At 44.6% G+C, this 22,391-nt stretch carries 17 protein-coding genes and 1 pseudogene; 17 read left to right on the top strand and 1 reads right to left on the bottom strand.

The genetic code is table 11. The annotated features are described in order from the left end of the window. Positions 1-57: 57 nt before the first annotated feature. The gene (locus J9253_RS00315; RefSeq protein WP_210222781.1) at positions 58-3,465 is read right to left on the bottom strand and encodes a leucine-rich repeat domain-containing protein; all 3,408 of its coding nucleotides are present in this window, start codon (positions 3,463-3,465) and stop codon (positions 58-60) included. A gap of 797 nt (positions 3,466-4,262) precedes the next feature. On the opposite strand from J9253_RS00315, the gene J9253_RS00310 reads away from it, so the two are divergent. The 17 genes and pseudogenes from J9253_RS00310 (at position 4,263) to J9253_RS00230 (ending at position 22,365) form a co-directional block, all read left to right on the top strand. Beyond that, entirely contained in the window at positions 4,263-4,823 is a 561-nt protein-coding gene (locus tag J9253_RS00310) for a Uma2 family endonuclease (protein ID WP_210222780.1), read from the top strand. 70 nt (positions 4,824-4,893) lie between these two features. Continuing rightward, complete coding sequence (locus J9253_RS00305; RefSeq protein WP_210222779.1) at positions 4,894-5,475, top strand: Uma2 family endonuclease; 582 nt, start codon at positions 4,894-4,896, stop codon at positions 5,473-5,475. Positions 5,476-5,566: 91 nt separating this feature from the next. Continuing rightward, a pseudogene (locus J9253_RS00300) lies at positions 5,567-6,463 on the top strand (nucleotide sugar dehydrogenase); the annotation flags it as partial. 70 nt (positions 6,464-6,533) lie between these two features. Next, positions 6,534-7,655 (top strand): non-hydrolyzing UDP-N-acetylglucosamine 2-epimerase, encoded by a 1,122-nt coding sequence (gene wecB, locus J9253_RS00295; protein ID WP_210222777.1) that lies wholly within the window; start codon positions 6,534-6,536, stop codon positions 7,653-7,655. Positions 7,656-7,674: 19 nt separating this feature from the next. After that, complete coding sequence (gene wecC, locus J9253_RS00290) at positions 7,675-8,931, top strand: UDP-N-acetyl-D-mannosamine dehydrogenase (RefSeq protein ID WP_210222776.1); 1,257 nt, start codon at positions 7,675-7,677, stop codon at positions 8,929-8,931. Continuing rightward, a complete protein-coding gene (locus tag J9253_RS00285; protein WP_210222775.1) occupies positions 8,931-10,757 on the top strand; it encodes an ABC transporter ATP-binding protein in 1,827 nt (608 codons plus the stop codon). The genes wecC and J9253_RS00285 overlap by 1 nt, the downstream gene beginning before the upstream one ends. Continuing rightward, complete coding sequence (gene pseB / locus J9253_RS00280) at positions 10,750-11,748, top strand: UDP-N-acetylglucosamine 4,6-dehydratase (inverting) (RefSeq protein WP_210222774.1); 999 nt, start codon at positions 10,750-10,752, stop codon at positions 11,746-11,748. Before J9253_RS00285 ends, pseB begins: the two co-directional genes overlap by 8 nt. Then, positions 11,749-12,915, top strand: a complete 1,167-nt coding sequence (gene pseC / locus J9253_RS00275; protein WP_210222773.1) for a UDP-4-amino-4,6-dideoxy-N-acetyl-beta-L-altrosamine transaminase — start codon at positions 11,749-11,751, stop codon at positions 12,913-12,915. Next, positions 12,912-13,604 (top strand): pseudaminic acid cytidylyltransferase, encoded by a 693-nt coding sequence (gene pseF, locus J9253_RS00270; protein ID WP_210222772.1) that lies wholly within the window; start codon positions 12,912-12,914, stop codon positions 13,602-13,604. The genes pseC and pseF overlap by 4 nt, the downstream gene beginning before the upstream one ends. Before the next feature lies 1 nt (position 13,605). Next, the gene (gene pseG / locus J9253_RS00265) at positions 13,606-15,210 is read left to right on the top strand and encodes a UDP-2,4-diacetamido-2,4,6-trideoxy-beta-L-altropyranose hydrolase (RefSeq protein WP_210222771.1); all 1,605 of its coding nucleotides are present in this window, start codon (positions 13,606-13,608) and stop codon (positions 15,208-15,210) included. Further along, positions 15,194-16,252 (top strand): pseudaminic acid synthase, encoded by a 1,059-nt coding sequence (pseI, locus tag J9253_RS00260; protein WP_210222770.1) that lies wholly within the window; start codon positions 15,194-15,196, stop codon positions 16,250-16,252. The genes pseG and pseI overlap by 17 nt, the downstream gene beginning before the upstream one ends. 16 nt (positions 16,253-16,268) lie before the next feature. Next, on the top strand, positions 16,269-18,092 hold the full coding sequence (locus J9253_RS00255; RefSeq protein WP_210222769.1) for an LIC12162 family transferase: 1,824 nt from the start codon (positions 16,269-16,271) through the stop codon (positions 18,090-18,092). After that, entirely contained in the window at positions 18,085-18,642 is a 558-nt protein-coding gene (locus tag J9253_RS00250) for a class I SAM-dependent methyltransferase (RefSeq protein WP_210222768.1), read from the top strand. The genes J9253_RS00255 and J9253_RS00250 overlap by 8 nt, the downstream gene beginning before the upstream one ends. Positions 18,643-18,654: 12 nt before the next feature. Beyond that, positions 18,655-19,596 (top strand): NAD-dependent epimerase/dehydratase family protein, encoded by a 942-nt coding sequence (locus J9253_RS00245; protein ID WP_210222767.1) that lies wholly within the window; start codon positions 18,655-18,657, stop codon positions 19,594-19,596. 56 nt (positions 19,597-19,652) lie between these two features. Continuing rightward, entirely contained in the window at positions 19,653-20,846 is a 1,194-nt protein-coding gene (locus J9253_RS00240; protein WP_210222766.1) for a glycosyltransferase family 4 protein, read from the top strand. Continuing rightward, positions 20,843-21,919, top strand: coding sequence for a CDP-glucose 4,6-dehydratase (gene rfbG, locus J9253_RS00235; protein ID WP_210222765.1), 1,077 nt, complete (start codon positions 20,843-20,845; stop codon positions 21,917-21,919). The genes J9253_RS00240 and rfbG overlap by 4 nt, the downstream gene beginning before the upstream one ends. Beyond that, positions 21,916-22,365 carry a dTDP-4-dehydrorhamnose 3,5-epimerase family protein gene (locus tag J9253_RS00230; protein WP_210222764.1) on the top strand — a complete coding sequence of 150 codons (450 nt, stop codon included), beginning with the start codon at positions 21,916-21,918 and terminating at the stop codon, positions 22,363-22,365. The genes rfbG and J9253_RS00230 overlap by 4 nt, the downstream gene beginning before the upstream one ends. Positions 22,366-22,391 lie beyond the last annotated feature (26 nt).

The following is a 22,391-nucleotide window of genomic DNA, read 5'->3' as shown; positions in this document are numbered from 1 at the left end:
ATATCCTGACTGGAAGGTGGAGCAGCCAGATTACACAAGCTCTCCACCCTCGTCCAGTTAAGGCGTATAGGCCGGGCAAACCCCATTGACCGCCGACCGCTGCGCACCAGCCGTATCAAGCGTAATGTTGGTGGGCCACCCCGACAAGGCAGTGCCGGATAAACAGTTACCGGCGACATACAAGGCCAACGATTGGCTCATGGATTTCAGGGCATCAGCCGTCAATAAACGGTTATTTCTGAGTGCCAAGGTCTTCACATTGGCCAAGGAAACCAATGCACTGGCATTTGACAGAGCGTTATCATCTATTTCGAGATAGCTCAGGGTGGTTTTACCCGACAGAATAGTCAAATTGCTAGCTTGCTTCTCCGCAATCCTGTTGCTACTCAGGCTCAAATTACTTAAACGATACATGCCAGATAAAGGCGTCAGGTCGCTAATAGCATTCTTATCCAACTTCAAGACGACCAAGCCTGTCAGACCGGACAAGGCACTGATGTCAGTCATTTGATTGTCACTCAACACCAGATGATACAGTTTTGTCAAACTGGACAGTCTGGCTACATCGGCATTGTCCAATTGGCATTTATCCAGTTCCAATACCTGCATGTTATGCAAACCGGACAACACCTCCAGCGCATTCATATCCAGGTTATTCCCCTCCAGGGATAAACCCGTCAGATTCGGCAAGTTCTGCAACGGCGTGTAATCCGTAATCGCATTCCCGCCTAGGAACAAACTTTGCAGCTTAGGGAAATAGAACGGTAATGCGCTGATGTCTGTCAGGTTCTTGCTACTACAACTATTCAGCGAAGTCATCGCCTGCAAGTCTGCATCACTGGGGATATAGGCCCCAAAACAATCGGCCAGCATGGGGTCAATGACCCTGATTTGCACCGTCACCACTTGCGACTTCTCACTGTGACTGTCGGTCGCCGAGAAACGGAAGCTGCCAGCGCTGCCCAGATAACCGATATTCGGCACAAACTGCACCTCATTACCCGACAGATTGCCAACGGTTGCAAGGCTACCATCCATTGTCTTCAGCACCCCCCCAGACACCGAAAGGCTTTCCAGTTTAAAGCTCAGTGCATCATTATTCGGGTCGATGGCATCCAACTGGATAATGGTGGCCGTATTTTTGTAGATTTCTGAGGTTTTACCAATGGCAACCGGCGCAGTACCCCCACAAACAGAGGCCGGGAACTGCCAGTCTTCACCGTAGACCTTGATCTGGCTGGGCAGTGAAATGCTCGCCAGACAATTGTCTTCCAGATGCAAACTGTAGCTGTTGGTCATGCCAGCCAGTGAACTAATGTCCTCATCCAACAGAAGATTGTTTCCCAGCCGCAGCAAGCCATTCAGAGCACTCAGATTAGGGATCCCGTTAGTCGTGACTAGCAGGTTGTGTTCCAGATCCAGGCTCTTCAACTGGGTCATCCCCGAGAGCGCACTGACATTGGTAAACGCGTTAAAATCCAGCCCTAGTTGGGTCAGGTTAGTCAACTGACTCAGTGGAGCGGCATTGGCAAGCTGGTTGAAACCCAGTTCCAGTATTTGCAGGCCAGTCAAGCCAGACAGCGACGTCACATCCGTCAACAGGTTGCCGCGCAGATAGAGTCGCTGCAAAGCAGTCAAGCGGGCAAGTGAGCTGATGTTACTTAGATTATTGGCATCCAGTACCAACACCTGAAGTTTGCTCAAACCGGACAAGGCATTGACCGAACCAAGCTGGTTGTAACCCAAGCCGAGATGCGTCAGGTTGGTCAGGCCGGACAAGGCGTTGATGCTGCTGAGCTGGTTATCATCCAGATACAATTTGGTCAGCGTGGTTTTGCCCGATAGCGTGCTAATGGTGCTGATCGTGTTCGCATCCAGATACAGTTCCTGCAAGCTGTTCAGGCTAACCAGCGCCGAGATGTCGGTAATCTCATTAAAGCCGAGGTTCAGGTATTGCAGTTGTGTCATGTCAGACAAGGCACTGATGCTGGTGATGGCATTGAATTGCAGGTTCAGACTGGTCAACCGGGTCAACCCGGCAAGCCCGCTGATCTCCGTCAGCTTGGTGTGGGACAAGTCTAAGGTACGCAGGTTGGTCAGTTGCATCAGTTGCGACAGGTTGGCAGTGGAAAGGTCAACGCCATCGCAGGTAAAGGTGCTCAAGGTTTTTAGGGCAACATCACTGGGCACACTACCGCCGAAACACTTCAGCAGGAATGGGTCTGTAATAAGTTTGCTTGCCACTTCCTTGGATGCCGTGTAGGTGTAGTCTAGAGACACCCAGATGCCTCCCAGTTTGTACCACAGACGCACATACACTGTGCTACCGTCCACCGGTAGACCACTGACGGTCTTGCTGGTGGCACTCCCCTGATCTTGGCTGAGGTAGTCCGTGCCGCCCACGGTCTTGCCCACCGATAACCACCATTGTGTTACCGCTACACCGTTTGCCGACCAAGAAAAATCAACGGATGCGCCTGAAAGCACGCTGCCCAATGTCGGGCTGGACAGCGCCGGAGTCGTGCTGCCCCCTGTAGAACCCCCGCCGCTGCCACCGCCACCGCTACTGCTGGCGGCCTTGTAGGTGTAGTCTAGGGATACCCAAATACCCCCCAGCTTGTACCACAAACGCACATACACCGTGCTACCGTCCACCGGTAGACCACTGACCGTCTTACTGGTGGCACTCCCCTGATCTTGGCTGAGGTAGTCCGTGCCGCCCACGGTCTTGCCCACCGATAACCACCATTGTGTTACCGCTACACCGTTTGCCGACCAAGAAAAATCAACGGATGCGCCTGAAAGCACGCTGCCCAATGTCGGGCTGGACAGCGCCGGAGTCGTGCTGCCCCCTGTAGAACCCCCGCTGCTACTACCACCGCCGCTACTGCTGGCGGCCTTGTAGGTGTAGTCTAGGGACACCCAAATACCCCCCAGCTTGTACCACAAACGCACATACACCGTACTACCGTCTACCGGTAGACCACTGACCGTCTTACTGGTGGCACTCCCCTGATCTTGGCTGAGGTAGTCCGTGCCGCCCACGGTCTTGCCCACCGATAACCACCATTGTGTTACCGCTACACCGTTTGCCGACCAAGAAAAATCAACGGATGCGCCTGAAAGCACGCTGCCCAATGTCGGGCTGGACAGCGCCGGAGTCGTGCTGCCCCCTCCTGTACCAGTGCCCCCGCCGCTACTGCTGGCGGCCTTGTAGGTGTAGTCTAGGGATACCCAAATACCCCCCAGCTTGTACCACAAACGCACATACACCGTGCGACCGTCCACCGGCAGGCCACTGAGGGTCTTGCTGGTGGCGCTCCCCTGATCTTGGCTGAGGTAGTCCGTGCCGCCCACGGTCTTGCCCACCGATAACCACCATTGTGTTACCGCTACACCGTTTGCTGCCCAAGAAAAATTCACTGAAGAACCCGACAGAACACTGCCAGAAGCTGGACTTGTCATGGAAGGGGCAGCGCTTGCAGAAGCCCATCCCCCCAACAAGGCCATCAATAGGACAATAGCCACAATACTTTGTAAGAAACGGTGAGGAAATCCCGTTCTGTTTCCACTTTGCATGAAATTGACACCCCTGATTGTCGTCGAGACACATACTTCACGGTTTGACGCGCAAAAATAAAATTAAGCGTTATAGTCTATAATTTTTATTAATTACAAGTATGTGATCCATCTCACATCTAACAATGTCAAAATATATCCACTCCATATTTATAATTTCACAGGTTTTCAACTTGAGCTATGGACAAATTTTGTTCGCGTGGTATGCTTACTCTACTTACCCAGCAAGATTTTTTAAAAAAAATTCGTTTGTTTTTGTGATTTTTTTATTTCATGAAACAAGCTAAATTTTTTAGATATGCTGATAGCAAGGTAGAACGATAGCGTGTCTGTACTATTGCCTAGGCAATGTGACCCCCGTCACAGGCAAGCATTCAACACTGTATTAAGCTACACCACATCTGAATTGACACTGCTTACTGATGCCGACCATGACAAGGCAGGGCGGTAGCGTTCTCGATGTGGGCTTACATCTTTCACTGACTCGATACTGATTAATGACAAGGTAGGGCGGTAGCGTGCTTAACGCCAAGCCAAAATAAATAGCCACACCCAATCTCTCCTTGTGGTGGTGTATGAGCCGGTGCTCCGCAATGTGGAAGCGATTGAAGATCGCCCCAGATTTGCGGTTGTAAACCAGTGCTGCTAGGCTCAAGGTCTGTTAAACCACGGAAGCCTATACCATGAGTGCGTTAACAAAACCCACCTATCTTTCTCCAGAAGACTATTTGCTCGGTGAAAATGACCGTCCCGATGGCCTCAAATATGAGTATGTCAACGGGCAAACCTATCTAATGGCAGGTGCAAGCCGGGGGCATAATCTGGTAGCCGGTAATTTTTTCCTAAGTTTGGGGCTGCACCTGAAGGGTAGCCCTTGCCAAGTCTTTCAGTCCGACATGAAGGTGGGCATCCAGACGCTGAATGATACCCGCTACTACTACCCTGATGTGCAGGTAACGTGTGAGGAAGAAACAGCGAACCATTTCAATACTGCGCCGTGCTTGATTGTGGAAGTGTTATCCAGTAGCACAGCCCGTAAAGACCGCACGGAAAAGCTCGCTGGTTATCGCCTGATTCCCGCTTTGCAAGAGTATGTATTGTGTTCACAAGATACCCCTGTGGTCGAGATTTATCGCAAACGCACCGAATGGCACATGGAACTCTACACCAGGCAACAACGTTTCCTGCTGGAGTCTATTAACCTTGAGATGCAAGTTGACGACCTTTACAGCTTTCTGGGATAACCGTATTTGCAGCCCTACCACTGCCCTGCTAACCTTAACGAATGACAGGCATCACAAGGTAAGCACACACATGGCACACGCAATCAAATATGACCTCACACCGCTTGAGGATTATCTGGCGGGTGAGCGCGACGTGGACATCCGCAGCGAGTATGTGGATGGCTTGATTTATGCGATGGCAGGAGCAAGCGAAACACACAACACCATCGCCAGCTCATTCAATGCCTTAATCGAAACCCATCTGCGGGACGGTTGCCGGGTGTGGCAATCAGACATGAAAGTGGTTATCCGTAACAAGGGGCAAAAGTTCAGCTATTACCCCGACATTATGGCGGCTTGCGGTGACAATACGGATGACCTGTATGTACGCACTAACCCCATCCTCATTGTCGAGGTGCTGTCCGATAGCACAGAACGTACCGATTTGAAGGAAAAGTTCGATAACTACACCAGTATTCCCACCTTGTTGGAATATGTGGTGGTGTCACAGGACGTGCCGTTAGTACGACTATTCCGGCGACGCACGTCATGGGAGCGGGAAGCCTACCGTGCAGGGGAGACGTTCCGGTTAGAATCGGTCGAACTGGATGTGCCGGTGGAACACATTTACCGCCGGGTACGTAAAGAAGTGGGGATGGATGTTTCTCGCTGAGAATAAGTAGACTTCCCTGTATCTGAACCGCCATGAAGAGGGCGTATTGCATACGCCCTCTCCAAAAATAACGACTAAAAACCCATAACTTATGAAAATTGCCATCGCCGGAACCGGCTACGTCGGTCTTTCCAACGCTATGCTGTTGGCGCAACACCATGAAGTGGTGGCGCTGGACATCGTGCCGGAGAAAATCGCACAACTGAATGCCGGGCAGTCACCCATCGCGGATACCGAGATCGAGGCTTTTCTGCAACGCCAGGATTTGCAGTTCCGCGCTACGCTGGATAAGGAAGATGCCTACCGGGGTGCGGCGTTTGTGATTATTGCCACGCCGACCGATTACGACACGCAAACCAATACCTTCAACACCCGTTCGGTGGAAGCGGTGGTACGTGATGTGATGGCAGTTAACCCAGATGCGGTGATGGTGATCAAGTCGACTGTGCCAGTGGGGTATACAGCACGGTTGCGGCAAGAGACTGGCAGCGACAATATTTTGTTCTCACCAGAGTTTTTGCGCGAAGGCAAGGCGTTGTATGACAACCTGCACCCTTCACGGATTGTGGTGGGGGAACGTTCCCAGCGGGCGGCGACCTTTGCTGAGCTGTTGCAGCAAGGGGCGATCAAGCAGGACATCCCTACCCTATTTACCGATTCGACCGAGGCGGAGGCGATCAAGCTGTTTGCCAATACTTATCTGGCGATGCGGGTGGCTTATTTTAATGAACTGGATACGCGGCAGATTATTGATGGGGTGTGCCTCGACCCGCGCATTGGCAACCATTACAACAATCCGTCGTTTGGCTATGGGGGTTATTGCCTGCCAAAGGATACCAAGCAACTGCTGGCGAACTACAGCGAAGTGCCGCAGAACTTGATCAATGCGATTGTGGCCGCCAACCGTACCCGTAAGGATTTCATTGCGGATGACATTATTCGGCGTAATCCACGGGTGGTGGGTATCTACCAACTGACCATGAAAGCAGATCGGCCTTTCCAACGCCATGCTGTTGGCACAACATTGAACTGAAGCACTCAAGAACAAACAACACACTATGAAAAAAATCCTCATCGTCTTCGGCACACGCCCGGAAGCCATCAAAATGGCTCCTTTGGTAAAAGCCCTACAAGCCAACCCCGCTTTTGATGCACGAGTGTGTGTTACCGCACAACACCGCCAAATGCTGGATCAGGTGCTGGAACTCTTCGGAATCGTGCCGGAGTACGATCTGAACATCATGCAACCAGGGCAAGATTTAACGGATATTACGTGTCGGGTACTTACCGAATTGCGTGAGGTTTTGAAAGCCTTTCAGCCAGACCGGATTCTGGTGCATGGCGACACCACCACCACATTTGCTGCCAGTTTGGCGGCGTATTATCAGCAAATTCCGGTGGGGCATGTGGAGGCTGGGCTACGCACTGGCAATATTTACTCGCCTTGGCCGGAAGAGATCAATCGCAAGTTGACGGGCGCAATTACCTATCTGCACTTTGCACCAACGGCATTGGCGGCGGAAAATCTGAAGAAAGAGAATGTTGTGGCTGAACACATTGTGGTGACTGGCAATACGGTTATTGATGCGCTGTTGGAGGTTATCCAGCGGATTCAGCAAGATGCTGTGTTGGAAGACCAATTGGCGAGTCAGTTCCGCTTTTTGAATCCGGCGAAAAAATTGTTGTTGGTGACAGGGCATCGACGGGAAAGTTTTGGGGGTGGGTTTGAGCGTATTTGTCAGGCACTGGCACAGCTTGCCCAGCGGGATGATTTAGAAATTGTGTACCCGGTACACCTAAACCCGAACGTGCGTGAGCCGGTGAATCGGCTATTGAGCCACAACAGCAATATTCATTTGATTGACCCGCTGGACTACCTGCCTTTTGTGTATCTGATGAACCGTGCTTACTTGATTTTGACCGATTCTGGCGGGATTCAGGAGGAAGCGCCTTCACTGGGCAAACCTGTGTTGGTGATGCGTGATACTACCGAACGCCCTGAGGCGGTGCAGGCAGGTACGGTAAAACTGGTGGGGACGGATACTGACAAAATTGTACAGGAAGCCAGACATTTGCTGGATGATCGTCACGCTTATGAAGCAATGGGCTTTGCACACAATCCGTATGGTGATGGCAAAGCCTGCCAACGCATTGTGCTGACACTACTCGATAAGAATTAATCAGATTTAGGAATAGATTATGGCTTTTGAAACCATTTCCACTATCGGCATGGGCTATATCGGTCTGCCTACGGCGGCGGCTTTTGCTTCTGCTGGTAAAAAAGTGATTGGGGTTGATATTAACCAAGCAGCGGTTGATACGATTAATCAGGGTAAGATTCATATTGTTGAGCCTGATTTGGACGATGTGGTGAAAACTGCGGTGGCTACCGGACATTTGCGGGCGACGACTGTACCAGAAGCAGCGGATGCGTTTTTGATTGCTGTGCCAACGCCGTTTAAGGGTGATCATGAGCCGGATGTGAGTTATGTAGAAGCGGCAGTACGCTCTATTGCCCCGGTGTTAAAACAGGGTGATTTAGTAATACTGGAGTCTACTTCCCCGGTTGGTACTACTGAGGATGTCGCCCAATGGCTGTCTGAGGAACGCCCTGATCTTGTTCCTCCCCCGTTTAATGTTCAAAACCCTGTATTAAACATTAATCTCGCCTACTGCCCTGAGCGGGTGTTGCCGGGTAAGATTATGCAGGAGTTGGTGAATAATGACCGTGTTATCGGCGGTATAACACCACATTGCTCTGAGCGGGCTATTGAGTTGTATCAAACGTTTGTGAAAGGTGAGTGCATCCCGACTACGGCACGCACAGCAGAAATGTGTAAGCTGACAGAAAATAGCTTTCGTGATGTGAATATTGCGTTTGCTAATGAGCTTTCTATCATTTGTGACGAGCTGGACATTAATGTTTGGGAGTTGATTAAGCTGGCAAATCGGCATCCACGGGTAAATATTTTGCAACCGGGACCTGGGGTTGGTGGGCATTGTATTGCGGTTGATCCTTGGTTTATTGTTAGTAAGACACCGGATGAATCCCCTCTCATTCGTACTGCGCGAGAAGTGAATAACTATAAGACTGAGTGGGTTATTGAGAAAATTAAAAATGCGGCACTGACTTTTGAGCGTGATCATGGCAGGAAGCCTGTGATTGCTTGCCTTGGCTTGACATTCAAGCCAGATATTGATGATTTACGGGAATCACCTGCATTGCATATAGTGCAAAAATTAAGTCAGGAAAAATTAAACATTATTGTAGTTGAACCTAACATTCCAATATCAATACATATCCCTGACATTAATATTTACACTAACTCTATACAATTAGATGATCTAGAAAATATTAAAGATAAAGCTGACATCATTGTTTTACTTGTTGCACATAAAGAGTTTAGAAAAATAAACTTCAAACACTCACAGATAATGAAATTTTGCAGCATCTAATGATTAATCAACAAAAAAATTTATCACTGAAGAAATTAATTGCTCGTTTATGGCAACACATTAGCCCTCGTCGTCGCCGCCAATTTGGCTTATTGCTCGTACTGATGGTGCTAGCCTCTTTTGCAGAAATCGTGAGTATTGGTGCTGTTTTGCCGTTTCTTGGAGTTTTGACTGCACCGGAACGGGTGTTTGAACATGCAGCCGCCCAGCCCCTTATTCAGGCATTGGGGTTGAGCGAACCAGAGCAGCTATTGTTACCGTTGACTATTGCTTTTGGAGTGGCTGCGATTGTTGCTGGAACCATGCGCTTGTTACTGCTGTGGGTGAGTACTCGTTTGTCTTTTGCGACAGGTGCTGATTTGAGCATCAGCATTTATCGCCGCACCCTCTATCAGCCTTATGCAATACATTGTGCGCGTAATAGCAGTGAAATCATTAACGGAATCTCAACTAAATCTAATCAGGTTATCTATAACACAATTGTTCCCATACTAACTTTAGTTAGCTCCAGTATTATGTTGGTTGTGATACTGGTTGCATTGCTAGCAGTGAATCCCGTAATTGCACTGGTCGCATTTGGGGGGTTCGGCTTGATATATGCGCTCATTATTCGCCTAACTCGTAAACGTTTATTAGCAGGCAGTCAGCGTATTGCGCATGAATCAACGCAAGTGATTAAATCGCTACAGGAGGGTTTAGGGGGGATTCGTGATGTGCTGATTGATGGTAATCAGGCGACTTATTGCCAAGTTTATCGCAATGCCGATTTACCGCTACGTCGCGCCCAAGGCAATAATTTATTTATCAGTAGTAGTCCACGCTTTGGTATGGAAGCATTGGGGATGTTGTTAATCGCCTTATTGGCCTATTCACTTGCTCAACAAGAGGATGGTGTAGCTAAAGCCATTCCAGTGTTAGGTGCTCTGGCATTGGGGGCGCAACGTCTGTTACCTGTGTTGCAACAGGCTTATGGGGCTTGGTCACAGATTCGCGGCGGTCAGATGTCATTGCAAGACACTATTGCCTTACTTGAACAGCCCCTTCCCGCTCACGCTGACCAGCCAGTCAGTGAAGCACTGTCTTTCAAACAACAGATTCAACTTCAGCAACTGGCGTTTCGTTACAGTGACGCAACGCCGTGGATATTGCGGGATATTAATCTGACTATTCCCAAAGGCAGTCGTATTGGTTTTATCGGTGCTACCGGCAGCGGTAAAAGTACCTTAATTGATATTATTATGGGCTTGTTACCGCCTACTGAAGGAACCTTGGCTATTGATGGCCAAGTGCTCACAGCGGAGAACCAAAGGACTTGGCAACAGCACATCGCTCATGTCCCGCAGAGTATTTTCTTAGCGGATAGCACAGTAGCAGAAAATATTGCTTTCGGTATTCCCAAAGAGCAAATTGATCATGGGCGTGTCAGGCTGGCAGCCCAACAAGCGCAAATCGCTGAGAGTATTGAAAGCTGGCCTGAACAATACCAGACTTTTGTGGGTGAACGCGGTATTCGCTTATCCGGTGGTCAGCGGCAACGGATTGGCATTGCCCGCGCACTGTATAAACAAGCGGACGTTATTGTGTTCGATGAAGCTACCAGCGCACTGGATACAGAAACGGAACAGGCGGTTATGCAGGCGATTGAAAGCCTTAGTAATGACCTCACGCTGATTATCATTGCGCACCGGCTAACCACCCTGAAAAATTGTACGCAGATTGTGGAGTTGGGGGATGGGCATATCAAACGTATCGGCAGCTACCAAGCTATTATCAGCGATTCAGTAGCTATTCAATCCAACGATAAGGAACAGCAAACTCATGCTTAACAACTCCTCCATTTTGGTCACGGGCGGTACTGGCTCTTTTGGTCACACCTTCATCCCAATGACACTCGCCAAATATAATCCCAAGAAAATCATCATTTATTCCCGTGACGAGATGAAACAATGGGAAATGGCGAAGTTATTTCAAGATGATCCACGAGTACGTTTTTTCATTGGTGATGTGCGTGACAAAGACCGTTTGTACCGTGCTTTGGATGGTGTTGATTATGTCGTTCATGCAGCAGCAACAAAGATTGTACCAACAGCAGAGTACAACCCGTTTGAGTGTGTGAAGACGAATATCAATGGTGCAATGAACCTAATTGATGCTTGCATTGATAAGGGTGTGAAGCGAGTTGTCGCGCTGTCTACTGATAAAGCCAGTAGCCCTGCCAATTTGTATGGCGCAACCAAACTAGCTTCAGATAAATTATTTGTAGCGGGTAATTCTTACAGCGGTGGCAAACAAACACGTTTTGCTGTCGTGCGTTATGGGAATGTCATGGGTTCACGCGGTTCAGTTATCCCCTTTTTTCTATCTATCGCAGCTCAAGGTAAATTACCCATCACCGACACACGCATGACTCGCTTTATGATTACCTTAGAACAAGGAGTTGAGTTGGTATGGCACGCTTTTGAAGATATGGAAGGTGGTGAAATCTATGTTAAGAAAATTCCTTCAATGAAGGTAACAGATGTTGCACTAGCTGTTGCACCTGATGCAGAGCAAACCATTATGGGTATCCGCCCCGGTGAAAAACTGCATGAGCAAATGATTAGTGCGGAAGATGCTTATCATACTTATCAGTACCCTGATCACTTCAAGATATTACCTGCTATTCATAACTGGAGTATTGACCCGAACCGTATCAAAGATGGGGTAAAAGTACCGGAAGATTTTGTGTATGAAAGTGATAGTAATACCGAATGGATGAGTATTGACACCCTCAAAGAATGGATTGAGCAGAATCAGCATAAGATCGGAAATATCTAAATGAGCTTTATCCCTTATGGTCGACAAGACATTAGTGAAGCCGATATTCAGGCAGTGGTTGATGTGTTGCGTTCCGACTTCCTCACCCAAGGGCCTGCTGTTCCGGCTTTTGAACAAGCAGTAAGTGATTATTGCGGGGTACAACATGCTGTTACGGTGAATAGCGCCACTTCTGCTTTGCATATTGCTTGTTTGGCGTTAGGGGTTGGTAAAGGCGATGTAGTTTGGACTAGCCCGATTACATTTGTCGCCAGTGCCAATTGTGCGTTGTATTGTGGGGCAAGTATTGATTTTGTCGACATAAATCCACGCAGTTATAATTTAAGTGTTGAGCAATTACAGATTAAGCTGGAACACGCGCGGCAGCAGAATCGTTTACCCAAGGTGGTGATTCCGGTGCATTTGTGCGGGCAGCCTTGTGAGATGGAGCGAATTCATCAGTTAAGTCAGGAATTTGGGTTTAAGATTATTGAAGACGCCTCTCATGCGATTGGTGGTAAGTATCAGAATGAGCCGATTGGGTCGTGTCGTTACAGTGATATAACTATTTTTAGCTTTCATCCGGTAAAGATCATTACCACGGCTGAAGGTGGAATCGCTGTCACTAATCATGCAGAACTAGCGGAAAAGATGGCACTATTGCGCAGTCATGGCATTACTCGCGATCCGGCACAGATGACTCACGAATCGGATGGTGCATGGTATTACCAACAAATTGACTTGGGCTTTAACTACCGCATGACGGATATGCAGGCGGCTTTGGGGCTTAGTCAAATGCAACGACTGGATACATTTGTACAACGGCGGCATGAATTAGCGCAACGCTATAATGAACTGCTAGCCCACCTCCCGCTTACCCTGCCTTGGCAGCACCCTGATAGTTATTCTGGCTTACATTTGTATGTGATACGGCTACAACCGGATGCCATCAAATTGACTCATCGGGAAGTGTTTGATGCGCTACGTCAACAAGGCATTGGAGTCAATCTTCATTATATTCCGGTGCATACCCAGCCTTATTATCAGGCGATGGGGTTTGAATCTGGGGATTTTCCTGAAAGTGAACGGTATTATCAGGAAGCAATTAGTCTGCCAATGTTCTCCGGCATGACTGATGAGCAGCAAGAGATTGTTTGTTCGACACTTACAAAGATTTTACAAGCATGAACGTTGCTATCATTCCAGCTCGCGGGGGAAGCAAGCGCATTCCTCGGAAAAATATCAAGGATTTTTGTGGCAAACCAATGATTGCTTGGTCGATTGAAGCGGCTTTACAAAGTGGCTGTTTTGAGCGGGTTATTGTTTCTACCGATGATGAGGAAATTGCTGAAGTAGCCTTGCGTTCGGGAGCAGAAGTGCCTTTTATGCGACCTGAAGAATTATCGGGCGATTTTATTGCGACGATTCCAGTCATCAAACATGCTATTCAATGGTTAGAGGCTAATCAGGTTATACCTGAATGGATATGCTGTATTTACGCAACAGCACCATTTATTTCTGCCGATGTGTTGAAAAGTGGACTCACGTTAATTCAGCAACACGATGCCGATTATGTTTTCTCTGTTACCAGTTATGCTTTTCCTATCCAACGGGCTATCAAGCTTCAGCAAAACGGCGCAGTACAAATGTTCTCACCGGAATATTTCAATACACGTTCTCAAGATTTGGAAGAAGCCTATCATGATGCAGGGCAGTTTTACTGGGGAGCAAGAACTGCTTGGCTGGAAGAAAAACCTATTTTCTCCTCAGAATCATATCCTGTTATTTTACCTAGGCACTTAGTTCAAGACATTGATACTCCAGAAGATTGGATAAGAGCTGAGTTGATGTTTAAAGCGATAGAGAAAAATAGCTGACATGGTAGTTATCTTCCGCGCCGATGCTTCCATCCAAATAGGCAGTGGTCATGTAATGCGCTGCCTGACCTTGGCGGATGCGCTGAAAAATGAAGGTGCAAACTGCACTTTCATTTGCCGTGAACATAGCGGCAATATGTTGGCGTTAATCCAAAGCAAAGGGCATGGTCTTGTTGCCTTACCGACTAAGGAAGCTAACACTTCGCTTACCAGCCAATACCCACGGCAGGAATATCTGTCTTGGCTCGGCGCAACCCCTGATGAAGACGCAGAGCAAACCATCGTGGCGATCCAATCACTAACGACTGATAAGCCTGCTTGGTTGATTGTAGATCATTATGCTTTGGACAGAGATTGGGAAAAGCAACTAAGACCGTATTGTCAAAAAATCATGGTGATTGATGATTTGGCAGACCGCCAGCATGATTGCGATTTATTGCTGGATCAAACCTTTGGACGTGATGAACGCGATTATCAGGCACTTGTCCCTGAACATTGCACCATCTTTACCGGCTCTTACTATGCGCTGTTACGCCCTGAGTTTGCCCAATGGCGTGAATACAGCCTGCAACGCCGCCAACAGCCACAGTTAAAACAGTTGCTGATTACTTTGGGTGGCATGGATAAGAATAACGTAACTGGACAAGTACTCACCACTTTAGCAAATAGCCAGTTACCCAACGATTGCCACATTACCATCGTCATGGGAGAACACGCCCCTTGGCTGGAAAGCATTAAAGCACAAGCCCAACAACTGCCTTGGTCTACTGAAGTTAGGGTCAATGTCACCCATATGGCTGAGTTGATGGCTAACAGTGACCTCTGCATTGGCGCGGCGGGAAGCACGACATGGGAACGCTGTTGTCTTGGTTTGCCAACGATTATGTTAGTATTGGCAGAAAATCAACGAAAAATTGCTGATGAACTAGATAGAAAAGATATTGCCTATATCATCTATCATGTTGCAAAACTCTCACACAAATTAAATACAATACTTACTGGCATATCATCAGATCTGCGCAACAAGGCAGAAAAAACCAGCATAATCTGTGATGGACTTGGTACGAAAAGAATCAGCCATCACTTGGTAGGCGGCTCATTTATCCGCCGAATGAAAACCAGTGATCTACAGCTTGTCCGTCAATGGAGAAATCATCCTTCAGTCCGGTCTTGTATGTTCAACCAAAACGAAATAAGTCAAGACGAACATGAACAATGGTTTTTAGAGAAGTCACATCAGCAAAATCAATTCTTACTTCTCTTTGAGAATCAAGGAGAACCACAAGGTTTCATATCATTTAATGTCAAAGATAATTTAGAAGCTGATTGGGGTTTTTACAAAGCACCAGATTCCCCTCAAGGCACAGGCAAACTATTAGGCAATTATGTTCTAGACTATGCCTTCAAGAAAATAGGACTAGCTAAAGTCAATGCTCAGGTTATCCAATATAATCAAAGCTCATTGGCTTATCATCAGAAACTAGGGTTTCTAAAAGAAAAAACTGTCAAAGATGGATATTCAGATGGCAACAGCCACCATGACGTTATTCATTTTAGTCTACCCAGCAAAATATGGTTAAAAAGAGAACATGAAAAAAGCACTTAATATATTCATCAATAAGCGAGCCATTGGAGCAGATCAAGCACCTTATATTATTGCTGAAATGTCTGCTAACCATAATGGTGACATCAATAACGCTTTCAAAATTATTGAAGTCGCAAAATCGGCTGGAGCGGATGCCGTCAAGCTACAAACATATAGACCCGATACGATTACTTTAGATTGCGACTCTGAAGACTTCCAGATACATGGCGGCTTATGGGATGGAAAAACACTCTATCAACTGTACTCAGAAGCCTACATGCCTTGGGATTGGCATAAACCGCTATTCGATTACGCCCATAAACTGGGCATTACCATTTTCAGCTCACCCTTCGATAATACGGCGATTGACTTACTGGAAGACTTAAACGCTCCCGCCTATAAAATTGCCTCATTTGAAGCCGTTGATCTTCCACTAATCAAATACGCTGCCAGTACCGGCAAGCCGATGATTATCTCAACCGGTATGGCAAATGCGGAAGAAATTCAGGAAGCCATTGAAGCCGCCCGTGAAGGTGGCTGCAAAGAGCTTGCCATCTTACATTGCGTCAGCGGCTACCCTGCCCCAGCGGCTGATTACAACTTGCGAACTATACCCGATATGATTCAGCGGTTTGGTTTGGTGACCGGGCTTTCTGACCACACCATTGACAACACCACCGCGATTACCAGTATTGCCTTGGGTGCATCCATCATTGAAAAGCATGTGACACTTGACCGTAAAGGTGGTGGGCCGGATGACAGCTTCTCACTAGAGCCGCAGGAATTGGCAGCCTTATGCCGCGATACAAAAACGGCTTGGGAAGCCTTGGGGCAAGTGGACTATGGGATGAAAGCCAGCGAGCGGGGGAATGTGAAGTTTCGGCGGTCGTTGTATTTTGTGAAGGATATGGAGGTGGGGGAAGTGATTACAGAGGAGTGTGTGCGGAGTGTTAGGCCGGGGTTTGGGTTAGCTCCAAAGTATTTCAATACGTTATTAGGTAAAAAACTACAACATGATGTAAAAGAAAAGACAGCTATAACTTGGAATGCAATAGAAAGATGAATAAATTTCTTAAATTATGAAAAAGACATTAACTAAAGAATTAGATAACAATATCCCTAGGTATTTAATTACCACATCTGATGAACAAACATGGAAATTCGACAGACCCGTAGTATTTCTTGGAGAATGGTGTCTACTCCATAGTAGAAAGCACATTTGGCAGGAAATGGATGCAGTTGTGGCTCCTTCCTATGGGTTGGAACCAACTCAAAAAGATGCCGATTACGCTGAAGCAAAGTCTTTAGAACAAAAAATATTACCCAAATTAAGTGAAATCCTTAATAAACATCATAATAAACAATATAGCCAACGTTCTTGGAAAATTATCCTTGGTCATTGGCTAAGACGCTATATCAATGTTATTATTAATCGCACAAAAAGTTTAGAGCAATGTTTTCAGCATTACGATATTTCAGGTACTACAACATATAATAAAAACAGCTACACATTAGCAGTCTCTGATTCATATACTGCAATATGGGCATTTAATGATGGTCACTGGAACAATATATTAATAGCAGAAATATTAGACCTTTTAGAAAAAAAAGATATATCAACAGATCAAATTGAAATTAATTCTGGGAAAAACTACTTTTCCTTCAAAAAAGCTGCAAGCTATGATTTATCACCAGTCAAAAAACATGCACTTTCGCTTTATAAAAAAACAACGAAACTTACTGAAAAGTATTTAACTAAAAAATCTGATGCTGTTATTATTAACAGTTACCTCCCTCACAAAGAGGTTATTAAACTACAACTAGTATTATCGCAATTTCCACAGCTATGGAAGTCATCGCCGATTACCATAGCATCAAAAGTAGATAACCTATTGAGAGAAAGTCTATCAAAAAAACTAATTATACAATCTGATAACACAACAGAGGGTATAGTACAATCGCTACTATTTAAGTTACTTCCTACATGTTATTTAGAAGGTTTTAAAGAGCTAGAAAGTATAACTCATCAACAGTTATGGCCTAAATATCCGAAATTCATTTTTACAAGTAATAATTTCGATACTGATGAAGTGTTCAAACTATGGACAGCACAAAAAACTGAGTCAGGCACACTTTATATTACTGGGCAACATGGTAATAACTACGGTACTTACCGCTACATGAACCCTTCTATTGAAGAAGAAACAGCAGATAAATTCCTGACTTGGGGTTGGACTGATGGTCTACCGCAACACATTCCTACTTTTATATTTAAAACAGCCAATCAAAAAAAAGCAAGCTATAACCCACAGGGTGGATTACTATTGATAGAATTATGCGAAACTCATCGGATAACAACATGGGATAGTACCGAAGAGTTCAAGTATTACTTTGACAATCAACTATTATTTATCAGCACTCTTGGATCAGATATAAAAAGACAAACAACTATTAGACTTCATGCTCAATATCGGAATATGAATTGGGATGAAGAGGCTAGATGGCAAGCATTTGATCAATCAATCAAAGTAGATACTGGCAAAACAAACATCAAAAAATTGATTTCTAATTCCAGGTTAGTTGTTCACAGTTATGATTCAACAGGTATTCTCGAAACTTTATCATCAAACATTCCAACTCTTGCTTTTTGGCAGAATGATTTTTATCATCTGCGAGAGAGCGCAAAACCTTACTATGAAAAACTACTTAATGCAGGAATTATTCATTTAACACCACAATCTATTGCAATAAAAATAAAGGAAATTTGGAACAATGTTGATGAATGGTGGATGCAAAGTGAGGTTCAAGATGCTAGAAAGCAATTTTGTGACAGATATGCAAAAATCAGTCACACCCCAGCGATAGACATTAAAAAAATCTTATTGAGTTCGATCAATGATTAAATCACAAACAGAACAGCCACAACTTAAAATACTTGATCTTGGATGTGGCAAAAAAAAGAGACCTGGTAGTATCGGTGTTGACTACTCTGATCGGCATAATGCCGATATTATTCATGACCTTAATATTTTCCCTTATCCATTTGAAAGCAATTCAATTGATCAGATTTACTTAGATAATGTACTAGAACACCTGGACCAGCCGATGAGAGTAATGGAAGAAATTTATCGTATTACTAAAGTCGGAGGAAAAGTTAAAGTTATCGTTCCTTATTTTCGCTCCATATGGGCATTTATTGACCCCACTCATAAGACTTTTTATACAGTAGATTCTTTTGCTTACTATGACCCGCGACATATTATTTGCCAGCGTTATGATTATACGCCCGCAAGGTTCTTAGTTGAGAAAATTGTATTTAATGAGTCTCTTACCAATGATTTGTTTAAAAAAATAATTATAAAAATAGCAAATAAATACCCTAATCGCTATGAGACATATTTGAGCCATTTATATCCTCTTGATGATATTACATACTACTTAACAAAACCATAAGGATATTTTAAGGTGAGCACAGGAAAACACATATTAATTACCGGATCTAATGGTTTCTTAGGCAAAAACTTATGCACCAAGCTATTAAGAAATAATTTTGAAGTTACTGGTATAGACTTTAAAGAAGGTAACATTACTCATAAACTATTCAATAGCATCACGACAGATTTAACTAAAAAAGAAGATACCATTAAAGCCATAGCAAAAATCAAACCTGACTATGTAATTCATTTGGCTAGTTTAAAAAACAGAATCAGCACCAAGAACGAATTTTTCACATCCCATCATGCTAACTTATTAATAGCTTCAAATCTTATTGAAGCTTGCCTTGACTTTTTAAATTTAAAACGATTTGTTTTTCTAGGTTCTTGCGATGAATATGGTGATATAACTTTGCCTTTTAATGAAAATCAACAAGAGCAACCCTCAAATAGCTATGGTTTATCAAAACTAGCTATTACAAAATTACTACTTTCCTTAAGCCAATCTCATAACTTTCCAGCAGTCGTATTGCGTCCAACAGTCATTTATGGACCAGAACAGGGTAATGAAATGTTCTTACCCGCATTAATTCAAAGCTTACTCAGCAAAAAAGATTTCGCCATGACTCAAGGAGGACAATTACGTGACTTTGTTTACATTGATGATGTTATCGCTGCCATCATTAGCAGCATAAATGCCAACGATGAGGTTAATGGAAACGTCATTAATATTGGTGCAGGAAATTCTCATCGCATAAAAGATATTGCATTAGTGATAGCCAATTTAATTGGCTCTGATGCTATGAAACATTTAAAATTTGGCGCATTGCCTTATAGACAAAATGAAGTTATGAATTATGCTGTAAACATTAATCGTGCACAGGGAAAAATTCACTGGAAGCCAGAAATACAGATAGAGGATGGTCTGAGAAAAACAATTGAATATTATCAATCTCAGATCAGTAAAAACTAACTATGCCCAAAATACACTATCACTCAGAATGTAGTTTTTTTGCTGGTTGTGAAAACATGCTGGCTAATTTCTTCAACTCTGAACTAATTAACAATGACTATGATATATCTTTTAGCTACGTTTACTCTATTCCTTACAGTATGGGTTTTCAGAAAAGAGTCCATAAAAAAACCACAGTTCATCCACTAAGCTTTATAAACTTGTCTGATCACACAATATTACCTTCATGGCTGCCATTAATTTCTCGCAAATTATTGATGGGAATCGCACGATTAGTTATTAGCATTCCACTACTCACCTATCAGACAATAGTACTGTACCAATTATTTAAAAAAATAAAGCCAGATGTTCTCCATATAAATAATGGTGGTTATCCAGCAGCAAAATCAGCTAGGGCTGCGGCTATTGCAGGAAAATTTGCATCTATTCCTAAAATAATCATGGTTGTCAATAATATGGCTGTAGGTTACAACCATTATTCTCGTTGGTTTGACTATCCCATCGACAGGCTGGTAGTCCACTCTGTTTCGATGTTTATAACAGGTTCAAAAGCAGCCAGTGAACGTTTACGTAAAGTACTGAGCCTACCAATACAACAGACCCATGCCATTCATAATGGCATTACCTTGCGTGACTCAACTAGTACTATTACTGAAACCCGTAAACGGCTGAATTTAGACCGTTTTGACGGGGTAGTATTTGGTGTAGTAGCACTGCTAATTCCTAGGAAAGGACATCAAATTTTATTAAATGCTGTTTTGGAGCTAATACAAGAAAAAAAAATGATAGGCAATACGTTTAAAGTATTAATTGAAGGTGATGGTTTTCTTCGCGAAACGCTTATTTCGTTTGTAACACAGAATAAACTAGAACAATTCGTAACTTTTGTTGGTGAAGAAGCCAATGTTGTGGATTTCATGAATGCCATAGATATATTGATACTTCCATCAATACAAGATGAGGATTTTCCCAATGTGATCTTGGAAGCAATGGCATTAGGCAAGCCAGTGATAGCGAGCCGCTTAGCTGGCACACCTGAACAGGTAATTGATGGTGTAACAGGTTTTTTAGTAGCACCTCGTGATGCTAAGCAACTAGCTGAAGCTATGCATACTCTAATACTCAATCAGCAGCTTAGAGAACAAATGGGAAAAATGGCATCGACAGAATTCAGCACCCACTTTACTACTCAAATAGCATTAAACAACTATAGTGATTTGTATACAAAACTTATTAAGGAATCCCAATGACGAATATGAAAGATATTTTCCAACACCTTAAAGGGCGACGTGTATTTATTACTGGTCACACTGGTTTTAAAGGCTCATGGTTAGCATTTTTATTACACGAGATTGGTGCAGATGTCATGGGCTTTGCACTTTCCCCTGCAACAACTCCCAGTCATTTCGACTTGCTGAATCTATCCCAAAAAATTAAGCATGTTGAAGGTGATATAAGAGATGCCTCAACGTTATCCAAAACACTAAACGATTTTCAGCCTGAATTTGTTTTTCATTTGGCCGCTCAAGCTTTAGTCAGACCCTCTTATGATGACCCAACAGCCACTTTTTCAACCAACGTCTTAGGCTCAGTTCATTTGCTGGATGCAGTTCGTCAATGTGAATCAGTACGTTCCTTGGTTTATATCACTTCGGACAAGTGTTACGAGAATGTTGAATGGATTTGGGGCTACAGAGAAAATGACCCACTGGGTGGTAGAGACCCTTACAGCGCATCCAAAGCGGCAGCAGAAATTGTTTTCTCATCTTATGAGAGATCTTTTTTTACTCACAGACCATTATTGGGTGCTGCTAGTACCCGTGCAGGCAATGTGATTGGTGGTGGTGATTGGGCAGTAGACCGTATCATTCCAGATTGCATCCGCGCTATTAACGCAGATAATCCTATACGCTTGCGTAGTCCTAACGCTACTCGACCTTGGCAACATGTGCTAGAACCATTGGCAGGTTACTTGTTGTTAGCAGTGCGTTTATACGAAGAACCTCAACGTTGGAATGGTTCATGGAATTTCGGACCATCCACTCATGAAGTGCGTACAGTCCAGAATGTTGCAGAAATAATAATAGATCATCTAGGAAGGGGGAATATTGAAATTGTTGAGTCTCAAACACAGGTTCATGAAGCAAGATTACTACAACTGAACTGTGACAAGGCACATCAGTTACTTAACTGGTATCCACGTTGGAATGCTGATACAACGCTCAAAGCAACCGCTCTCTGGTACAAAGCCATTATGGAAGGTCAGGATGCAGAGCAAATTACCCGAACTCAAATTCACGCATTTTTCCCGGAGTTAACATGATAGACGGCGTAATTGTTACTCCTCTTCGACAAATTTTTGATGAGCGTGGCAAAGTCATGCACATGCTACGTGAAGACTCTCCTGTTTTCTCAAGATTTGGGGAGATTTATTTTTCTTGTACTCATCCAGGTGTCGTCAAAGCTTGGCATTTACATAAAGAAATGACATTAAATTATGCCGTTATTTACGGTGAAATAAAGTTTGTACTATTTGATGATCGCCCTGATAGCCCTACTCGGGGTGAAGTTCAAGAACTGTTTATTTCCCCAGAAAATTATATGTTAGTCACTGTTCCACCCATGATATGGAACGGTTTCAAATGTGTTGGGACTGTGGCTTCCATCGTAGCTAACTGTGCCACTTTACCGCATCATCCTGATGAACTTGTACGTCGCTCTCCTAGTGATACGAGTATTCCGTATCAGTGGGCATTAGAACACCGTTAAAATTCTCTACGAAAAAGGTTGGATTT

Origin of the sequence: Thiothrix litoralis (genome assembly GCF_017901135.1) — a bacterium.
Lineage (GTDB): Bacteria > Pseudomonadota > Gammaproteobacteria > Thiotrichales > Thiotrichaceae > Thiothrix > Thiothrix litoralis.
Note: the sequence above shows the minus strand (reverse complement) of the source record. Positions and strands in the feature narration are given on the sequence as shown.

Excerpts from the sequence above, each read along its gene's own strand:
- J9253_RS00255 (WP_210222769.1), top strand. The coding sequence starts at position 16,269 with ATGAAAAAGACATTAACTAAAGAATTAGATAACAATATCCCTAGGTAT.
- wecC (WP_210222776.1), top strand. The coding sequence starts at position 7,675 with ATGGCTTTTGAAACCATTTCCACTATCGGCATGGGCTATATCGGTCTG.
- J9253_RS00285 (WP_210222775.1), top strand. The coding sequence starts at position 8,931 with ATGATTAATCAACAAAAAAATTTATCACTGAAGAAATTAATTGCTCGT.
- pseI (WP_210222770.1), top strand. The coding sequence starts at position 15,194 with ATGAAAAAAGCACTTAATATATTCATCAATAAGCGAGCCATTGGAGCA.
- rfbG (WP_210222765.1), top strand. The coding sequence starts at position 20,843 with ATGACGAATATGAAAGATATTTTCCAACACCTTAAAGGGCGACGTGTA.
- pseC (WP_210222773.1), top strand. The coding sequence starts at position 11,749 with ATGAGCTTTATCCCTTATGGTCGACAAGACATTAGTGAAGCCGATATT.
- J9253_RS00240 (WP_210222766.1), top strand. The coding sequence starts at position 19,653 with ATGCTGGCTAATTTCTTCAACTCTGAACTAATTAACAATGACTATGAT.
- pseF (WP_210222772.1), top strand. The coding sequence starts at position 12,912 with ATGAACGTTGCTATCATTCCAGCTCGCGGGGGAAGCAAGCGCATTCCT.
- wecB (WP_210222777.1), top strand. The coding sequence starts at position 6,534 with ATGAAAAAAATCCTCATCGTCTTCGGCACACGCCCGGAAGCCATCAAA.
- J9253_RS00310 (WP_210222780.1), top strand. The coding sequence starts at position 4,263 with ATGAGTGCGTTAACAAAACCCACCTATCTTTCTCCAGAAGACTATTTG.
- pseG (WP_210222771.1), top strand. The coding sequence starts at position 13,606 with ATGGTAGTTATCTTCCGCGCCGATGCTTCCATCCAAATAGGCAGTGGT.
- J9253_RS00305 (WP_210222779.1), top strand. The coding sequence starts at position 4,894 with ATGGCACACGCAATCAAATATGACCTCACACCGCTTGAGGATTATCTG.
- J9253_RS00315 (WP_210222781.1), bottom strand. The coding sequence starts at position 3,465 with ATGACAAGTCCAGCTTCTGGCAGTGTTCTGTCGGGTTCTTCAGTGAAT.
- J9253_RS00230 (WP_210222764.1), top strand. The coding sequence starts at position 21,916 with ATGATAGACGGCGTAATTGTTACTCCTCTTCGACAAATTTTTGATGAG.
- pseB (WP_210222774.1), top strand. The coding sequence starts at position 10,750 with ATGCTTAACAACTCCTCCATTTTGGTCACGGGCGGTACTGGCTCTTTT.
- J9253_RS00250 (WP_210222768.1), top strand. The coding sequence starts at position 18,085 with ATGATTAAATCACAAACAGAACAGCCACAACTTAAAATACTTGATCTT.